Consider the following 18659-nt stretch of genomic DNA (forward strand, 5'->3'; position numbering starts at 1 on the left):
AAAAATCAGGCTGTCTTTTTCATTTACTCCATTGCCTTCCTTATCCAGTCGGGAGCGGGCCCGCTCTTTAAAAATGTTTCAAACCATTGCTCCAGTCTTCTGTTACTTTCGGCTTCACTTTCGGGATTTGTCAGCCGGTGCCTGTTACCGGGGTAAATCAGCATTACTACCTTTTTTCCCAACCTTCGCAACGCGTTGTAAAATTCGATGCTTTGGTAATAATGTACCTGCCTGTCAAGCTCTCCGGTCCAAAGCAATATTGGAACACTAATGTTTTTTACATGAGTAATAGGCGAATTGCGCAGATAGGTTTCCATATCTGCAAATAATGATTTGGTCATGCGCCATTGGTGATCCTCGTAACGCCAAATTTCAGAACGTCCCTGGTTCCACCCAACGGAGAGGTAACTGCTTACCACGTCCGTCACAGCTGCTCCAGGAATAACCGTAGCAAAGATATCCGTCTGCGTAGCTATGAAAGCAGCTTCATAACCTCCGAAAGAATGCCCCATCAATGCAATCCTGTCGGGCTGCACTATTCCCATTCCGATCACCACTTTTGTTGCATTGACTACACATTCCGTAGCACTAAACCCGACATTGTCCAGTTTGTATTTGATATCCGGGAGCAGCACCAGATATCCTTGGGAAGTGAGATTACTAATGTTTATCACACCACCATTGTAGACAGAAGGATTCACATAATCGTGCACTTCACTACTCTTCCTTTCGTAGATGAAAACTACCATTGGATATTTTTTCCGCTTGTCATAAGCGGCCGGATAAAACAGCGCGCCCTGCAGCCTATTACCAGAGTTGTCGGTATAGGTTATCAGCTCCGAACGTCCCCATAAATAGGCAGAATGCTGTAGGTTACTTTCAAATACCACCTGCCGAATATCCGCCTTCCTGCTAATGGCCAATACCCTTCGCGGCATGTCAAAATCCTCTTCCGTGCAATAAAGTATATCATCAACCATGTTAAAACACAAATCATTGTATGCTTTATCATTATACACCAGAGGCTGCTCAACGCCATTCCACCAATAAAATCCGGATTGTTTGCTGAGCTTCCCTTTTGCCTTTAAATAGAAACCCTTATCAGGATGAAATAAAGGATACGTAAACCCATCAAAATTCGCATCTTTGTTAGTTTTTCCAAAGGGCATCACAACCCTATATATTATTTCCTTTTCACGTCCTTTGGTCAATCTGGCTGTCTTAAGGTCCGATAGCCGTATTGACCATATATCATATTCATCGCATACCAGCAATTCCTTATCTCCATTTGTCCAGCCCACCAAATTAAACCACGGTTTTATACCTGCCCTGTCATCTGATTGATCGATAAGTACTTTGGGAAAGTTCACCGTTAAATCCGTGCGCTTTTTCGCCAGCAGGTCGTAGGCTAACCAATTTTCCGCTATGCGGTATAGTATATACTTTCCACCGTAGGAAGGTGTAATTTCATCGGCCTCGGTAATTTCATCAGGTATATCAAATTTAGCCTTATCATAACGCAAATCAGTAACACTCCACCTAAATTTGTTCCATAGCGAAAATTGAGGAGTGTCACCCCTCGGATTGTAAGTAATGGCAAAATCCTTATTCCTAGTAAGCATTACATAGCTCCTGTCGTCATCCGTTAGACGAACAACTCTGTTGGCATCCGGCCACCAAGCGAACCAGTACTTATCCCTATTTTTGAATTGCAACTGATCCTGGCTGTATGTCCACGGATCGTTCCCATTCCAAACCTGCACAATCGGCTTCTTTTGATCGGGAGTAATGGTCTGGGTATAAAAAAATACCCGTTTGCTATCATCGGAAACCACTAGACTTCTAACTGCTACTTTTTCATTTGCCCCACTAAGGAACCTTGTTTCAGCGTTCGTAAGGTCAAGGGAATAAATTTTACCTTTATTCAATTGATACAGGTAAACATTAGTTCCGTTACGTGCATCTGATTCCGCGGCATATCGTTTCCTGAAAGCCAACGCATTTCCATTTTTCTGCCAGGTTATATCTTCAAACCTAACCCCTGCTTCATTGGCAATAATTTTAAAGTGTTCTGCTATTCCATCAAACAGGCAATAATGCAATGATGATTTCTCCTTTTCAATGGTATACACCATTCCTGTTTTATCAGTATTGGGGACAAAATCAGTTACGTGTTCAATTTTTGCAAAGGGTCTTCCTGAATAGGTAATTGTGAGCAGATTGTTTTCCTGCAGAACTACAATAGTTTTCCCATCATTGGCAATGTCAAACTTCCTCACGCCTACTATTTCTTCCCGTTTGCCATTTTGTAAATCCTGGATCAAAATTTTGTTCTCGGGCAAACTGCAGGCAAACCAGCGATCGCCTCCAAAAATCCCTTCCTTCCCCTTGGCAAATGCGTATACCTTTGTGGCATCTTTATTTCTGATCACAAGGGTATCATTGCCACTTTCGTATGTTAAATTATAGCTCACCCACAATCCTTTTGCAGAACTGCCTTTTATCTCCATGGTACTCCATAACGCATAGTCCTTTTCAGTTAATGCCTTTTTGTGCGACACCTGCCCCACAAGGGAGCAGGTAACAAACACAAAAAAAACAATGAAGATCAATTGTTTATTAATATCCCGCATTTTGTGGCAGTAAATTTGGGTTAATCAATAACTGCGATTCCGGCACGGGCCATAAGGCATCGGTTGTATTCCATCCCGGCTTCACTGGTGACAATTCGACGTCCAGTTTGGCGTTTCTTTGCAGGTCAAAAAATCTATGCCCAAATTCAGCGAAAAGTTCAACCCTTCGTTCCTTTAAGATGGCATCAAGTACATCCGACTGTGTTACTGCCGTGGTATTAGGCAGTCCGGCATTAGTTCTTATAAAGTTTAAATCCTGTTTGGCATTGGTTAGTTCACCCAGCTGTGCCCGGGCTTCGGCCCTAATGAGGTATTGTTCCGCCAATCGCAATACGATAGATTGCTCTGCCGTCGGTAGCGCACCAGCGCCCTGCTTGTATTTGTAGACATGCCGCCACGTATTCGGACCATTGGTTATTGTCCGTGTCCAGGCGGTTTTGCGCAGGTCCCCCGGTTCAAAGACAGTATACAATGCACTGTTAAGGGCAACTACCGGCGGCGGTCCTGCGTTAAAGATAAACAATGCACCTTCCTGAGTATTGCCGGTCGCACCTGCAGCCGAAAACTGCCAGATGGTACTCGTACACGCTTTTAGGAATACTTTATTCAAATCCGGTTCCCATACATACATGGCGCTCTGGTTAAGTACCGCCGATGCCTCGTTACTGGCTTCTGCCCAACGACCACTGTATAAATAAAGCCGCGCCAACAAAGCACTAACCGCAAATTTGTTCGGGCGTGTCCGAGAACTTGAAAGGTATGTGGCTGGCAACAAATCTCGCGCTTGCTCCAAATCGCTAATGCAAAGTGTATAGATTTGTGACTTAGGCAGCCTGCTTACGTTCAGGTTCTGCTCGTAATCGGTTGTGGTAATAAATGGGCAGGCACCATAAACTCCTGCGAGGTAAGAATGCAATAGCGCCCTCGCAAACAATGCCTCACCCGTTAACTGGTTTTTCTGATCGGCAGTAAGTGCCGTAGACGCTGCAGCACCTTTCAGAACGGCATTACAGGCATAAACCTGGCTATAGGTAGTAATCCAGATTTCCTGCGCATAAGAATGGGTAGGAATAACAGCGTTGTTATAAAACGGTGCGGCACTGCTCGCAGAGCTCTGGTACGATTGCAGTTCGTCAGCATATAGTCCCAATAAATGGGTCAGTCCAACTGGCTTGCCAGTCAGTAATCCACCATCGCGCATTTTGGTATAAACATCCTTCATGGCCGCCGATGCAGTGGTGTAATCATTAAATATAGCATCGCTGGTCAGCTGGGAATTAGGCTGCTCCACATCCACAAACGAGTCACAAGCCGATAGCGACAGTATTGCGATTCCCAGTAAGAAGGCGCTAGTCATAGTTTTTAAATTAAATATAGTTTTCATAATCGTATTTTTTAAAATTTGATTTCTGCTCCAAAGCTGATGATACGCAACGGAGGTAAATAGTTAAAACTTCTGAATTCCGGATCACCGTCTTGGTAAGGGGTAATCGTAAACAGGTTCTGCGCCTGCACGTTTAATTTGCATTGCAGTCCTTTGAGCATGTTGGGTAGGCTGTAGGTCAGCGCAATATTCTTAAGGCGAATGTATGAGGCTTCGCTTATTCCGGCATCACTGTTCACAAATTGGTCGTTGGCATTAAGGGCATCACTGTTTAATCCCGAGGTATAAATTTGTGTATTGGCAATGTCACCCGGTTGCTGCCAGCCACCAAGTGCCGAAGTCGGTTGGTTGCTAAAGTCTCCTGGTGCCGTATACTGCGAACTGGCGTTTCTGTTAAGCTGGTTTACAAACTGAAAAAGGAAGTCAAGCTGGAAATTTTTGTAGCGCACATAGTTCTGTAATCCTCCAAAATATTTAGGGCTCAGGTCCCGCGTCGTCTGCGCGTCATCGGCAAATGTAATGCTGCCGTCACCATTAACATCCTCAAATTCGTATACTCCCGTTTGCGGGTTAACACCGGCAAAATGATATAGTTTCACGATGTTTATCGACTGGCCTATTACATACTGGTTCCGGTAACTGCTGGTTGCAAGGCCAGGGAATTCCAGAAGTTTATTTTTCGACCACGAAATAGTAAAATTGGTAGTCCATTCAAAATCTTTCTTCTTTACATTTACCGTTCGCATTGTCAACTCAGTCCCTCTGTTTTCAACAGTAGCGTCAAGATTTGTCTGCATCGTTGAAAATCCCGTTGTCGATGGCAGAGGCATGCCAACCAGTTGGTTCGACGAGCGGTTGCTGTAAAAGCTTGCGGTGATAAACACCCTGTCATTCAGGAAACCGGCTTCAATGGCAGCTTCAAGTTTTTTGTTGCTTTCCCAGCTAAAGTTGGGGTTAAACAGTCGTATCGGTGTTAAACCAACCGAGCCGTCATAAACACCTGTAGACGATTGGTAGGTATCCAGGAATTGGTAGTCTCCAATCTGGTCATTACCCGCAACACCATAACTGCCGCGCAGTTTTCCAAAACTCAGGAACTTCATTTTATCCTTTACAAAATCCTCTTCCGAGAATATCCACGCTGCTCCTACAGCACCAAAATTAGAGAACTGCTTGCCTGGCCCAAATCGGCTCGACCCGTCACGTCGGCCGGTAAAGTTTAATATGTATCTATCGTTTTGCGTATAGTTTACCCTTCCAAAAAACGCCTGGTAACGGTAAACAATTTCATCATTGTTCAACACCCTTACCGTGCTGGCAGAGGCTAAATTATAAAGCAGTGAATTGCTGGCAAATCCCGAACCCTGCTGAACGAGTCTGTCAGTAACTTGGTTCTGATAGGTCGCTCCTGCCAGTACATCCACTTTCGAGGTACCAAACTGTTTTTGCCATTGCAGTTGTGGCTCGGCTATCCATGATTTTCGGTTGGTATCATTAAAATAAATCGAAGAGTTTGCCGATGTGACTCCATAGATCGGGTTATTCACTGTCGAAATATTGCTGCGCGATTCTTCATGCTTTAAATCGGTAAAGCCAAAGCTCCCTTTTGCCATAAAGCCATAAGGCAGTTGGTACGATAACGAAGTATTGGCTAAAAGGCTGTTGGTTTTGGCCAATGCTTTTGCATATAGCGTGGCAAGCGGATTATCCCAAGTGGCGTTTTCCCAATTCAGATTGCCGGCAGCATCATACAATGCCGGTGCATTAGGAGCCAGGCTGCGGGCGGTATAAGTCAAATCCCTCGATGGTTGGTCATTGTCCTGCACATCATAAGTCCCCGAAAACGAAATTTTAAACCGCTTGTCTATCGACTCGTGGCCCAAACTCACATGCGCACCACCCTTTTTATATTTAAACGCTCCCGGAAAAACAGTTCCCTGCGTAAATGAGTTAGCACTTATCAAAAAGCTGGTTTGTGCGGTTCCGCCCGATACCGATGCCTGCAACGTATGCATTTCCGCTGTGCCTCCCAACAGCTCCTTTTGCCAGTCTGTATAACGGTTCCTGTCCCATGTGCCATTTACATCATAAGCATCGTCCGGAATCGGGCTGATCCCATCATTGGCAAAAGCCTGGTCCCTCATGGCGAGGTACTGCTCGGTATTCATTAAGCTGGCAAACTTCGTTACAGTTCCTACAGCAGTACTGGCAGCCGCGGTAAACTGTGTTTTCCCGGTCTTGCCTTTTTTGGTTGTAATCAGCACTACACCGTTGGCACCTCGCGAACCATATATTGCCGTAGCATCAGCATCCTTTAGTATCTCAATGCTTTCAATATCATTAGGAGTTAAGGTATTCAGTGGGCTTGTCGGCGTAGGGATATTGGTCGAAGTCTGCACATTCCCAATCGCATCCGATGCAAATGGCACGCCATCCACAACAAACATTGGCGCGTTTCCGGCGCTTCGCAAACTGTTTATACCTCTTATTCTAATATCATAGCCGCCACCCGGCATTCCTGTCGTCTGGGTTATATCCACTCCGGCCATCCTGCCCTGCATCGCTGCAAGCACATTGGTTACAGGTTGCTTTTCAATATCCTTCGAGGTTATTTTCGAAATGCTCCCTGTACGCTCCTTATCCCTTACGGTATAATACCCGGCATTTATCGTGACTTCTTTAAGGGTTGTGGCATCGTCCGCCATCGTCAGGTTAATGTTAGTTTTACCGGCAATCGAAATTTCAGTGGTCTTAAAACCAATGTAGCTAAAGATCAGCACATCATCTTCTTTAGCAGATAAGGCATACTTTCCGGTGTTGTCAGAAATGGTGCTGTCCGCTGTCCCTTTTACGGTAATGGTTACACCCTGCAGTGGCCCGTTAGCATCACCAACGGTTCCGGTAATCTTTGTAGGTTGTCTGTTTTGGGCAAATAAGGCGTTGCAATAAACTAGGCTTATAATTAGTGCGTACAATATCGGCGCTCGTGCCTTGTACAATGAATTTTTATTCATAATATTGGTTTGGTTAAATGAAACTTTAGTTTTGTTTGCTTGGTCCTCTGGTAAAGTTTGTCGACGAGCCAGAGGGCTTTTTTGTGGGATTGATGTTGGTTTGTCTCTGCGAGGTACATTTGAAATTAAAAGTAGGACAGCCGGTGGCTGTCAGGTATTTTTAAAATCATCTCGCGTCTTTCCATAGGCGTAGCTGTGTTAGTTAATAATCTATGTTATTAAGAAAGCTGCCTCAACTTTTTAAATTCTAACTTAACCCAAATTAACTTGTCATTCCCGCGAAGGCTGGAAACTATGGCGTTGAGGCAGGCTTTGCTCTTGTCAATGGTCATGATTTACAATCCGAAAATAATGTGAAGAAAAACGCAGAGAACCTGGTGAGTTAGAGCCATAAAAAAAGCGCGGAACTCAGCTTATTGCCTTAAAGGTACTGGTATACCGAGGGAACAATAAGTGAGCCCACGCCGTTTGACGTGAGCATCAGTCTTATCATCCCGCTCCCATTAAATTACCAGTTTTTTAAGGCGAGATTCAAAGCGAATGCTTCAATATTGTATTTGAAGAATCGCAAATTTAATTAATTCGGTGCTAATATAAGAAAAATATTAAACCAAACATATATGTGTGCTTTTAATTTGCTTTAATAATAGAATTTTATGATGTGGAAAATGAACAACAAAATAAAGCTATTATAAAACTTGGTTTGACGATCAGAAAAATAAGAGAAGAGTCAACAGAGTTTTCTCAAGATAAATTAGCTTTGGAGGTCGATTTATCAGAAAATCAAATTCGTAGAATTGAAAAAGGTCAAACAAATCCAACTATAAGAACTCTTCTCAAGATAGCTAAAGCACTAAATGTCGATATCAAAGATTTATTTAGATAAAGAATAACCAACCAAATACCACAATTAAGTAAGATGCTGAGAGGCATCTTTTTTTTATCGCATAATGCCAATTTGTTATTTATCTTTGATAGTATTATTAAACAAAGAAAAAGATGAAGTTTACTATCTATTCAACTCCGGAGCAAAAAAAGCAATTGGAATACGAAATTCTTTCTCAAGAATTTTATTCTTTCATTACCCGCCACCTTATGCATTGGTCTGAAGAGCCTGAATATGCTGAATCTATTATTTTTAGAAAAAATATGATAATTAATTTATCCAATACAATTTTATCAAAAAGCATATATGTTTTGGTGTCTGACGATAATGGCAACTACGAAGAAGTAGAGTATGCGTGGCACGAAAGTAACTTCCACTTAGCTGTACGTAGATTAGATACATTACAATTCATAGAATTTATTGGCGATCTTTTGGATAAAGAAACTATAAGTTTGAATTTTATCAATAATGCATTAAAAGAAGAAGGTGCTTCATTTGAATTTATTAATAGGGGCGGCAATTTTGAGATTAAAGTATTTACAATTGGAGAACTTGAAGCGGAGAACTTTGATGAAGAACATCAAAATATCAGGCTGTTGGTGGAAAGAATGGATAACGATTTAGAAAGAAGTGATTTTTCGCAGGTGTTACATTCAAGTGCTAGCATATTTGAAACGATGGCAAAAGAAGTGATTGGAGCCGAGGGTGTCCAAGATCAAACATTGGGTGGTTTTTTTGAGAAGTATAGAAACGAATCAAAATTACCATCAGGAATTCTGGATTATATACTGGAAATCTATAAAAAAAGGAATACTGAACCCCTAGCTGGTCATGGGAGTTTGAAGATTCCAACAATCACCAATGAAGAAGCGATTGTTTTGAGCCAAATGACTAAGGCATTTGTAAAGATTGAATCCAAATTACAAAGACAATCGATAAGTCAAACCTAATTCTCTTATTCTCCAACATTCTTATGAATTCTATACTTTCAAAACAGAATTTAGAAACAGAATTTGAGTTTCTAAAAAGAACAATTATGGATTTAGAAATTTGTACTTCTAACGTGAAGTCCATAATCGCGTCTACAAATACATCAGGAGAAAAGATAAAGGTAATTGATAACTTCATTGAACATTATGCATATTTGACATATTCGTATAATTCAATTTGTATTTATAAATTGTTTCATATAAATGAGAAAAGGAGTTTTTTAAAACTATTAAATAAATTGGAACATAATCAGTACGATATTGAATTACTAAACCTTCTACATAAAAATAATTTAGAAGAAGAGAGTGAAAATTTATTTACTTCAAAAAGTCAGATAATTGATACTGTCAAAAGACTACGAATTTTAATTGGAGAAAAAGAGGAACTAATTATAAAAATTAAAAACAGAAGAAACACATTCTATGCACACAGCGATCCCGAAAAAAAATTTCCGCCGGAAACGTTAGGTGATTTAATCGAGATAAAGCAACTTGCTGTTAAATTATTTCAAATTTTATATGGCGGTCTCTTCGGATCTCATTACATGTTTGAAAATTATTATTGGTCAGTGAATCCTGTACTTGATACAAGCATCTTTATGCATGATTACTATAAAAATTTAGAAAGAACAATTGAAAAATCTTAATATAACTAAATTCTCAATTTACAAGTCTTAAACTATCTGGAATTGCTGGCACGCCTACGCGGCCTATGTATGATAAATATCTCTGACGAACTTGTTGAATATATGGGGTATTTATTTTCACATGACGATTCTGTCTGTTTGTTTCCAAATACTTTGCTTTCACAAGAGTTAATGAAAATCGAAAGTCAATCATTGCTGTTTTTTCTACATCTGCAAAAGGAAAAATTGGCAGCAAGTGTATTGCCGCAATCTCTTGATTATATGCTCTTTTTATTTCATCGTCAGAATTACAAAAAGCTTTAATATTACTTTGAAAATCATCTTTGCAAAAACATATCATTTCAACTAATCCGTTTTTTTTAATTAATTTCATCATATCACATTCTGGAGAAATTACCACCCCATAGCAGTCATCTTTCAGTAAATATACATCACCAGTCATAACAGTATCTGTGGCTAAAGTTTTTGTATAATATAATTTTGCATACAGATCTATGATAGCAGTTGCACCAGGTAATTCTTTAAAATTTTTAATTGAATAATCGGTTATTGCGGATTTCAATTCTACGTTCTGAATTAATCTTTCAGACAGTATATTTTGAAATAAATTTATTACTTCTATAGTCGGTTCTACCTCAACAGCTTTCGGAATTCCAGCTTTATCAACTCCTCTTGCAGAACTATAAAATAGTTCTTTAATCCAATACTTATCTGCAAGTTCAAGTTCAGAAAATATTTTTTGCGAAGCTTCGTTAATTGCCTTGCCCCAAACAAAAGGTACTGCTAGATGGAGATTATGGTCTTCAAAATCTTTAATTCCTTTTGTTATCTTATTGAATTCAATATCTAAATCGCTAGAGATGTCTTTTGTGTCGAAAAAAATCTTATTGGGATATAAGGCTTTAAGTTCTGTTATTGTTTCCTCTGGTATGTGCCCTTGTGAGTAAATATAAATCAAAGAATATATAGTCTTGCTTCTTAAAAAGCTTAACGGATTTTCATCAGAAGCTTTAACTCCCATTTCTTTGTCTTCTTCACTTAGTTCTTTTTTAAAATTCCAATCTAATATTATTGCTTTAAATGTTGATATGGATGAAACTGTTTTTTCTAAAACATTTAAGTTATTAATTGGCAAAATTGAATAATTACCATCTGAATTAAATTTATTAAAAAGTTTATTGACAAATTGATTGTTGTCAAAAACGTGATCATCTGCATATAAAATTACTCCTTCCATTTTGGCTATTAGTTAAAGTTTACAACAAAGTTTGCACCAGGCAAAATTTTGGCCTCGTTTCTGTTATTTATAAATATTTCACCATTAATTCTAAACAAAATTTCTTTCACAATATATAGACCTAAGCCTCTGCCATCGGTTTTCATTGAGAAAAATTCTGAGAAAATTGCGTCAGTTACATCTTCACGAACACCCGGTCCATTATCAGCGACCGTAAAGGATTTTTTGGAAGCATCGATGGCAATCGTAATCTTTTTGCTATTTGTTTCATTTTTATTAACCCAATAGATTGCATTATCTATTAAGTTTATTAGTATCTGTAAAATTAAGCCTTTGTTAGTATGAATGACCAAGTCGCTTGATTTGATAATTTCCACATCGATTTTTCCATCAATATCTCTTCTAAAATATTTCACAACCTTTTCTATACTTTCCACTAAACTGACATCTTGAGCAGCTTTACGTTGAGCTTTAAATAGTGGTTGAATAATTTGCATTTCTTCAAAAACAAAACTTAGATTTTCGTCTAATTCTGAAAGCAATGCTATCAAGTTTTCATTTTTATAATCACCTGCAGTTGCCTTAATTTTAAAATCGATGACATTCGCGCGCATTGTAGACAATAGGGTTAAAGAATCGTGTGATGCTTTTTCAACAGCCATTCCAAGTCCTGCAAGATCTTCTACAGTTTCCATTCTCTCACGCATTAACTTATTATGTTTGTGTACGGTATCAATGAAACTATTAGCCTTTTCAAGTACGTCTCTATTTTCAGTTTTCTCCAAAACCGCTTTAAATGAATTGAAGGATTTAGTAAGAGTATCCGAAGAATCCTTTATAGCAACTTTTTTATTAAGCTCAATTTTATTCTTATCAATCTTTATTTCTGTATTAAAGATCTCTGTTACCGCGGTAACCATGCTTTTAAAATCCTCTAATGCACCGTCAATGTCCATAATCCCTTGACGATTGGATGAATCCTTTAATAACTTATTGTGATCGTCGCTAATATATACAAACCCAGTTAAGTCATTGTAGCTAATAAACCATCCTGCTCGCACCGTAGACCTCAGTTTGTCAAGATTAAGCCAGTCAATACCTTTCTCTCCATAAGGATATACACGCACTCCATCTCGTAACACAAATACAAAATTATCTTTGATAAACTTTTCAATATCTTTATTCAAAATTGTCCTATCCGGTTTAGCAAGGTCAAACGCGTAGAATGTAAATTTAAACGGGCCTGATAAAGGTTTCCTTACTACCGTTTTCTTGGTCTTATCATAAAACCGTTTCTCAATAGAATAGGAAACATAATTTTCCTTAGATAACGCTTCGCGGCTAAGTACATTAACTTGCTTTGAAAAACTGCGTACCGGAGACTGAGATTTATAACTAAACTCTAAATATCCTTCGCTATCAACTTCGCCAATCATAGTGTATTGGGCACGCTCGATAACATCTTTAAATGTGGTAATGTTCTCAGCAACAAATAACTCGTCGTTATTATATAGATCAATTCCAAAATCTTGATGAAAATTAATCCCTAACTGTTTGGCATTTTCATCTGTTGGAGGAATTAGCCTTTGAATTGATTTGTATAAATCTTCTAAATCCTCAATTTTCCAGCGTTCACGTAAATTGTATATCCTAATAACTGTACCTTTTGGTTTATTAATAACTTCAGCTGGACTGTTAACATACCAATTGTTAAAAACCTTATTTAATAATTTGTAGTCATCCATTGGAGTAAAAAGGTCAGCTTTATCAGGGTCAAAATCAGTAAAGTCCATTTCAAGTTTTACTTCATCATCTTCAACTGCCTTTGTATATAGTTCTATTTTTTCTCCAAGTTTATGAATGGCGAATCTTCCAATACCCTTTTCACCTTGAATTATCCTACCTTTTGCTGTTAGGTTATCTTTTAGTTTTTTCTTGGTAATTTTGTTAGGCGTAGCTGGTCTTAGCCAAACTTTTTTTATAATCTCCAAAGTCATTCCGTCTCCATCATCTTCTATCTCAATGTAAGGTTGCTCGTTTACAGGAAGATAGTTTTTACCAAAATTATCCATGTTAAAGAATTTTACTTTAACATTTTCTGCATCTGCATCATACGAATTTTTGACAATTTCAACAACCGCAACCTTTCTATCAGTAATCAATTGATCACCCAAAATGTTCATTAGCCTTGCATAAGGCTCAAATGGTTGACTGTCTTTACGTATTATACCCATATTTAAAATCTACTATTAGTCTAAACTACTCATTAAGTCCAAATGCCTCCAAATACATATCCCTAAATTCAAATGGGATAGCAGAATCAACAGAGGTTTGATTTAACGCCCTTAATATTATTTCCGGCGTGTTTTGAATACTTACCAGATCGTTCTCATAAGATATGTAATTGGGCACCTGAGTTTTAATACTCTCAATTATCTTGATAATTGCCTGAGATGAAATTTCTATTCCGAACTGATACTTTAAGGCAGCTCTTATACTGGGGATGTTAGGCCGTTCAGTATCGTTTTTGGTTAAAGCAAATATTGCATCCAGAACTTCCTTAATTGGTCCTCTGTCAATTTGTTTATTTTTGAAATCATTGATCCACTTTGAGGTTTCTATAACTGTATGGCAATTTTCAAAAAAATCTCTCAACTGATGTAAGCCTAATTGTTTCGGACCTGCCAGTAAAACAAGGGCCATTAAGTCATTAGCTCTTAACAAATTAACTTTTGCAGCTTTCGCTTCTTTATTCACAGCAGAATTTTCATCCAATGCACCTTGAAAGTCGATGGCTACAATCGTTGCAAACTCAGCACTATAATCTGTACGATGCCTAACTACGCCGGAGATATGAGCCGTGCTTGCCATTATTCTTTCCTTACCCGTACTCTTCGCATCAAAGGTAACTTTATAATTTTCTGATGATTGCTTATGTCCTAAATAAGCAGTTGCAATTCCGTCTGGTGTACCTTTTCCGCCTATTGGAGTAGTTTCAAATCCTATAGCGGAAAATGCCTTAACTAGCGCATCTTCTAGACCATCTGCATTATTTAGGGTTGCTCTTATTAAACTTGCTACTGCCGGAGCGTTTTGTTTATCACTAGCAGTCAGCTCACGTAAAATGCTATCTCTTCGATACATTATCTCTTTTATCTGAGCTTCATCTATATTCTGCTCAACTAAAGAAACTTCTGTTAATATTTCCGTTAATCCGAAAAGCTGGAAAGGTAATGGATTCGCTACCTCAACAAAATTGGCAAAAAATGGATGTACTAAATTGATACTAGCTACTCCACTGACCAGGTCAAATTTTGCAAGTGGATCATCGGTTTGCAATGTATCCCATTTCACCTCTTTAATAATTCCGGATTCACTGGTCAAATCCTCTTCTAATTGCAGAATTATTTTATCTTTTTCTTCTTGGGATAATCCAGATGGAATATCTGTCAGTACTAATTTCGAGATTTCACCTGAGAAAAATTTCTTTGCAGCAACCAATAGTGGCCTTCTCGTCATACTGCCTGCTGCATGTGATACCTTGTAAGAAGCGCGACTATTTCTTTCATCTTCATCGACCTTAGAAAAATAATATTCTCGAGCTTCACTAAATTTCCTTTGAATGTATTTTTTTAGATCAAAGAATGGAGCACCGTCTTTAATGGATTCGCGAGTAGAAGTGATATATTCATTCAGTCCATCTGCTTCAACTACAATTCTAATTCTATTAAAAACACCATGTGTCATCGCAGGCATTCCTAAAAGGGGATCATCAACATTTATTAACCTCTTTCTAATCATCAAAAAAATACCATGACTATGTCCCCAATCGTTTGACTTTCCTTTTACTAAGGAATCATTATACAACTCTACATAACCACGAACCTTTTTTAAATTAGGCATATCAACATAAAAGCCACCATCATCTTTTCCTGATGAATAATCATCAAATTTATCAACGACCGTATCCGTTTCATCCCCAAAAATCCAAGTTTGGATAGGAGTTAGTTTCTCTTTGCTTGATTTTAGCAAATCTCCGTTGTAAAAAAGCTGAAACTTTGGATTTAAAGGTAGAGCGGTTGATAGAATCCATTTTAATCTGCCGTCTTGAATTTCGGACACCTTTGGTTTCAGATCACTCATAATGGTGAACGTCCAAGTTTTTTCAGCACCCTCGCCCCATAGCTTAAACGGAATCATTTGCTGTCCATTTACTTGTAGATATGGAGATATTAACTCGATAACTTCAGTCTCGGTCAGTTCCAACTCATCTAATTTGATTTCTTGGGTATCCTTTCTAATATCCCGATAATCCATTGTCACAGAAAAGAAACCTTCTTCGGTCTTACATATATAAGTTAACTTGTAGGTTAAAATATATGTAGCTAATTTCCCTATACCAAATTTTCCAATTAAAGGACGTTCCTTTTGTTCAGCACCGTATTTTATAGACTCGCCAATCATCCAAAGATTCTTAAGGCCAGCTTTATCCATCGAAGTTCCATTATCACAAACCCAAATGATAGATTTATCATCGAGTTTATCCAATGGTAGATATACAGCTACCTTATCTGCCATCGCATCATATGAATTACTAACTAACTCTTCAAATGCTTTATTTGGGCTTGAATACAATCCGGCTGAAAAAAGCTCGATGATTCTGTAGCTTACATAAACAGGTATATCATCTACTTTAGTACCGTATTTTTTAAAATCCATTATTTTTTCGCAATTATAATATATTCTTCGGGATAAACTTCTTTACTGTTTTTGTTGGCAGCAGTGGTGAATTTTCCAGTGTTGCAATCCCTAATTGTAGGTATCAATTTAAAGGGTATAGATCGCTTAATCACATTCTCTATTGTGAAACCACTTAATTCAAGTAATTCGCCAAATATTTCAGCGGATTCAATTTTAATATTTTTATATGTAGTATTTCCTATAACAATAAAAGCTCTACCCTCGGTTCTAAGTATTCTATGCATCTCAACTGCCACTTTTTGCATGTCGTTGAAATAGTTTGTCATTTCCTTAGCAGTACGAAGATGTTTTTCCTTTAGCTGTTCAATTATTACTTGGGCAATTTTTGAATCACATTCTAGTTTCTCGCCATAGGAATAAAATGTACCTATAAAATTCTTTCGATAGTCTATTAAATTTGAGATATAATCAAACCAATATGCTGTTAGCTGGTGTAAATCTGCATATTCATAAGATGTCACATAAGGAGGCGAAGTTATTACCGCGCTCACAGATCCTGTTGCAATACTTGTTTTTCTTGCATCTTCTAGGTGAATTGTGCAGTCCGTATTTAAATAATTTAATTTGTTGAGTTCTTTAAAAAACGCGTCATTCTTCTTTAACATCGAATTTACTTGTTTTTTGAATGCTGCAAATGGCTCAGAAGGAATTTTATCAGGGTCTATTTGAGGCTTGGTACTTGATTGTAACCATTTAGAGCAATTTTTTAGTACATTGGAAAGCGCAACCAAAAAGAAATCCTTAACTTGCTGTGATTCCTCCATTTTTAAGATTGCTTCATATAAGTACGCTATTTTGTTCCTATTTTCAGGAAAAAACCAATAATCAATCCTATCATGTTTTACTGCAGTTGAAAATACTTCTGCATTATAGTCTGTTATAACTTTCTTAATTGTAGAATAAACATTGGCTAACGTATCAGGAGTAATAGGGTTAGTCTTTACACTAGTTATTAATTGTGCAACAGGATTGATATCTACGCCTATTGAAACCCTACCATGTATCTTGGCCTCTACGAGCGTGGTTCCGCACCCCGCAAAGAGATCCGCGACAGTATCACCAACATTTGTATGAGTTTCGATGATTTTTTTAACTATATTAGGAAGAAATTTAGCAGGATATCGATGATATCCATGCGTCCAATTTTCCGAAGAACGAACACCGTTGAAAGTCCATTCGTCATTAGTTATTAAGTTATTGAATGGTAGATAGTTAGATAACAATTTCGTGTAATTTAGATTAATTATTCAAATATATTTACTTAAATCGCAATATGCAAGGAATTGTCTAAATAGTTATGGAGCCTATTTATGTCGAATAACGGAATTTATTCTAAAATTATTGAACTTTGAATCCTTAAAACGTATCCTGTTTTATCATAGAATTCATCCATTCTACGAGTATGCGCCTTATTAAATCGCGGTTGCTTTTTATTTGCAATATAAGCCCGTTTAACTGGATAGTCAGCAGCTAAGTCAGTTGCCTTAAATGCATCAATGGTGTTACGCAACTGCGCATCACCATCAGTCAGCCATTTGCGTTTATTGCCTCTTTCCTTAAGTTCAATAAAAGTTACTGTAGAATTATAAAAAATTCCGCAGTCACATCGTTTAACCTTTTTCCCTTCCACTCTTGGAAATGGTACACAAAAGTCAATAGCCACAAAACGTACATTATATCTTTGCTTATTGACTACTGTAGCAGTCCATAATTTACGGTTTGCAGTAACATTATCTACATAAGCAGGTCTTTTCCCTTCGCGGTCTCGCAATCCAAAAATTCTTTCAGAACGATTATCTTGGCACTTGCCCAAAAAAAAATTTACGCTCATAAGCCCTGTTGAATTTCTAGCAATTGGGCAAAGTATTCATTGGTTTCGCCTAATTCATAATTCAATTCATTGTCCTCTGATGGCATACCTTTATGATCTTTCAGTTTTTTGATTTCTCCTTCTCCTGTAAACTCATAGACTACTAAGTCTTTTCCATTTAGAGATGATTCTATTGGAACTATCTTATTCAACTTTTTGCGCGATTGTAAAGAATTTGTATTATCTATTAAACTATCCGCTTTAACCGCTAGCGTTAAGTAGTTTATAAGATATGGGCTATGGGTTGTAATTACAAGTTTGTTATTGACGTCTTGGTTATTAAAAGCCAATAAATTGTTTAATACTTCGCGTTGTGACGTTGGAAACAGATTCTGTTCCGGCTCTTCAACAATATTGATGAATGCGCTGTATTTAATTTCAGCAGACAGCACCTCTAACATTCCTTCCTTCACTTCGTCAGTAAGGTTAGGATTATGCATAATTTCCTGGATTCGTTTCCGTAGCTTTTGGTCTTGTTCGATACTTGAATTCTTCTTAGACTTATCGGATTTCCTGTTTAAGATATTGGAAAGAAATCCCGTTACTAAAAATAAAGGCGTAAAAGATTGAAATCCACTTGAAGCTTCAGACAATTTAATATTAAACTCATCAGATTTTAAATATACAATTTTAGAAATCCGGTCATATTCAACTTTAAAATCCTTTAGCGGAATTGTAGTTTGCCCAGATGTTAAGTCATTCAATGCATTGATGTATTCTTTCGAAAAAGTGTACAATGTGCTTGGCAATCCTTCAAGGTCATCAACATTTAGCACTGCGCTAACAAGGTTTCGCTCCGCTGGGACATACATAATTTTTGGAAAAGCATAGCCATTAGCTATATTTTTTTGTATTGAAACTTCTTTGTTAAGGTAAGTAATAAAAAACGCATCACCCTGATAGTCAATTTCAGTATCTGGCTTAAAATATGACCCAATATTCTGGTAAGCACAATGGTCTTTAAACTCTGGGCCGCTAAGGTCATTAAAATCCCCACGAACTAAAGCCTTTTCAATCCATACTAATGTAGATATAAGCTTAGCCACGGTACTTTTACCCGAACCCTGATCACCTATAAAGACGGCAACCTTTTTTATTTCAATCCAGCCGTTATTACTTTTAAGTCCTTGCTTAATAGGTCCGAAATTCTTTATTCTTATTTTGCTCATAATCGATTTAAATAATGCGGGTAAATTTAAACAAAAATTTATTAAAAATAGGGTGTTTTGGTTGGCTAT

The 18659-nt window shown here is 37.8% G+C and carries 12 protein-coding genes; 3 read left to right on the top strand and 9 right to left on the bottom strand.

Features of this window, described 5'->3' with window-relative positions; all coding sequences use genetic code 11:
- Positions 1-23: 23 nt before the first annotated feature.
- Genes L1S31_RS10635 through L1S31_RS10645 form a run of 3 tightly spaced genes read right to left on the bottom strand, consistent with a single transcriptional unit; the run spans position 24 to position 7031 of the window.
- Positions 24-2633: an alpha/beta hydrolase family protein gene (locus tag L1S31_RS10635; protein ID WP_236464711.1), complete on the bottom strand. Its 2610-nt coding sequence runs from the start codon at positions 2631-2633 to the stop codon at positions 24-26.
- Positions 2620-3990: a RagB/SusD family nutrient uptake outer membrane protein gene (locus L1S31_RS10640; protein WP_236464712.1), complete on the bottom strand. Its 1371-nt coding sequence runs from the start codon at positions 3988-3990 to the stop codon at positions 2620-2622. Before L1S31_RS10640 ends, L1S31_RS10635 begins: the two co-directional genes overlap by 14 nt.
- 38 nt (positions 3991-4028) lie before the next feature.
- A complete protein-coding gene (locus L1S31_RS10645) occupies positions 4029-7031 on the bottom strand; it encodes a SusC/RagA family TonB-linked outer membrane protein (protein WP_236464713.1) in 3003 nt (1000 codons plus the stop codon).
- Positions 7032-7692: 661 nt separating this feature from the next.
- Between L1S31_RS10645 and L1S31_RS10650 the strand changes: the two genes are divergently transcribed.
- The 3 genes from L1S31_RS10650 (at position 7693) to L1S31_RS10660 (ending at position 9553) form a co-directional block, all read left to right on the top strand.
- A complete protein-coding gene (locus L1S31_RS10650) occupies positions 7693-7917 on the top strand; it encodes a helix-turn-helix domain-containing protein (protein WP_236464714.1) in 225 nt (74 codons plus the stop codon).
- A 113-nt stretch (positions 7918-8030) separates the two neighbouring features.
- On the top strand, positions 8031-8867 hold the full coding sequence (locus tag L1S31_RS10655) for a hypothetical protein (protein ID WP_236464715.1): 837 nt from the start codon (positions 8031-8033) through the stop codon (positions 8865-8867).
- An 86-nt stretch (positions 8868-8953) separates the two neighbouring features.
- Positions 8954-9553, top strand: a complete 600-nt coding sequence (locus L1S31_RS10660) for a hypothetical protein (RefSeq protein ID WP_236464716.1) — start codon at positions 8954-8956, stop codon at positions 9551-9553.
- A gap of 13 nt (positions 9554-9566) precedes the next feature.
- Here the strand turns inward: L1S31_RS10660 and L1S31_RS10665 are convergent, their stop codons facing one another.
- From L1S31_RS10665 to L1S31_RS10690, 6 genes are all read right to left on the bottom strand, one after another.
- Positions 9567-10790, bottom strand: a complete 1224-nt coding sequence (locus tag L1S31_RS10665) for a hypothetical protein (protein ID WP_236464717.1) — start codon at positions 10788-10790, stop codon at positions 9567-9569.
- Positions 10791-10798: 8 nt separating this feature from the next.
- Positions 10799-13024, bottom strand: a complete 2226-nt coding sequence (locus L1S31_RS10670; RefSeq protein WP_236464718.1) for an ATP-binding protein — start codon at positions 13022-13024, stop codon at positions 10799-10801.
- Between the two features lie 25 nt (positions 13025-13049).
- Positions 13050-15509, bottom strand: a complete 2460-nt coding sequence (locus L1S31_RS10675) for an ATP-binding protein (RefSeq protein WP_236464719.1) — start codon at positions 15507-15509, stop codon at positions 13050-13052.
- Positions 15509-16774, bottom strand: a complete 1266-nt coding sequence (locus L1S31_RS10680; protein WP_236464720.1) for a DNA methyltransferase — start codon at positions 16772-16774, stop codon at positions 15509-15511. The genes L1S31_RS10675 and L1S31_RS10680 overlap by 1 nt, the downstream gene beginning before the upstream one ends.
- Before the next feature lie 104 nt (positions 16775-16878).
- Positions 16879-17382: a hypothetical protein gene (locus tag L1S31_RS10685; protein WP_236464721.1), complete on the bottom strand. Its 504-nt coding sequence runs from the start codon at positions 17380-17382 to the stop codon at positions 16879-16881.
- Positions 17379-18590: an ATP-binding protein gene (locus L1S31_RS10690; protein ID WP_236464722.1), complete on the bottom strand. Its 1212-nt coding sequence runs from the start codon at positions 18588-18590 to the stop codon at positions 17379-17381. Before L1S31_RS10690 ends, L1S31_RS10685 begins: the two co-directional genes overlap by 4 nt.
- Between the last annotated feature and the right edge of the window lie 69 nt (positions 18591-18659).

Source organism: Flavobacterium wongokense (assembly GCF_021608265.1).
GTDB classification, from domain to species: Bacteria; Bacteroidota; Bacteroidia; order Flavobacteriales; family Flavobacteriaceae; genus Flavobacterium; species Flavobacterium wongokense.

Coding starts and splice junctions, on each gene's coding strand:
- L1S31_RS10635 (WP_236464711.1), bottom strand. CDS start 2,633: ATGCGGGATATTAATAAACAATTGATCTTCATTGTTTTTTTTGTGTTT.
- L1S31_RS10640 (WP_236464712.1), bottom strand. CDS start 3,990: ATGACTAGCGCCTTCTTACTGGGAATCGCAATACTGTCGCTATCGGCT.
- L1S31_RS10645 (WP_236464713.1), bottom strand. CDS start 7,031: ATGAATAAAAATTCATTGTACAAGGCACGAGCGCCGATATTGTACGCA.
- L1S31_RS10655 (WP_236464715.1), top strand. CDS start 8,031: ATGAAGTTTACTATCTATTCAACTCCGGAGCAAAAAAAGCAATTGGAA.
- L1S31_RS10660 (WP_236464716.1), top strand. CDS start 8,954: ATGGATTTAGAAATTTGTACTTCTAACGTGAAGTCCATAATCGCGTCT.
- L1S31_RS10665 (WP_236464717.1), bottom strand. CDS start 10,790: ATGGAAGGAGTAATTTTATATGCAGATGATCACGTTTTTGACAACAAT.
- L1S31_RS10670 (WP_236464718.1), bottom strand. CDS start 13,024: ATGGGTATAATACGTAAAGACAGTCAACCATTTGAGCCTTATGCAAGG.
- L1S31_RS10675 (WP_236464719.1), bottom strand. CDS start 15,509: ATGGATTTTAAAAAATACGGTACTAAAGTAGATGATATACCTGTTTAT.
- L1S31_RS10685 (WP_236464721.1), bottom strand. CDS start 17,382: ATGAGCGTAAATTTTTTTTTGGGCAAGTGCCAAGATAATCGTTCTGAA.
- L1S31_RS10690 (WP_236464722.1), bottom strand. CDS start 18,590: ATGAGCAAAATAAGAATAAAGAATTTCGGACCTATTAAGCAAGGACTT.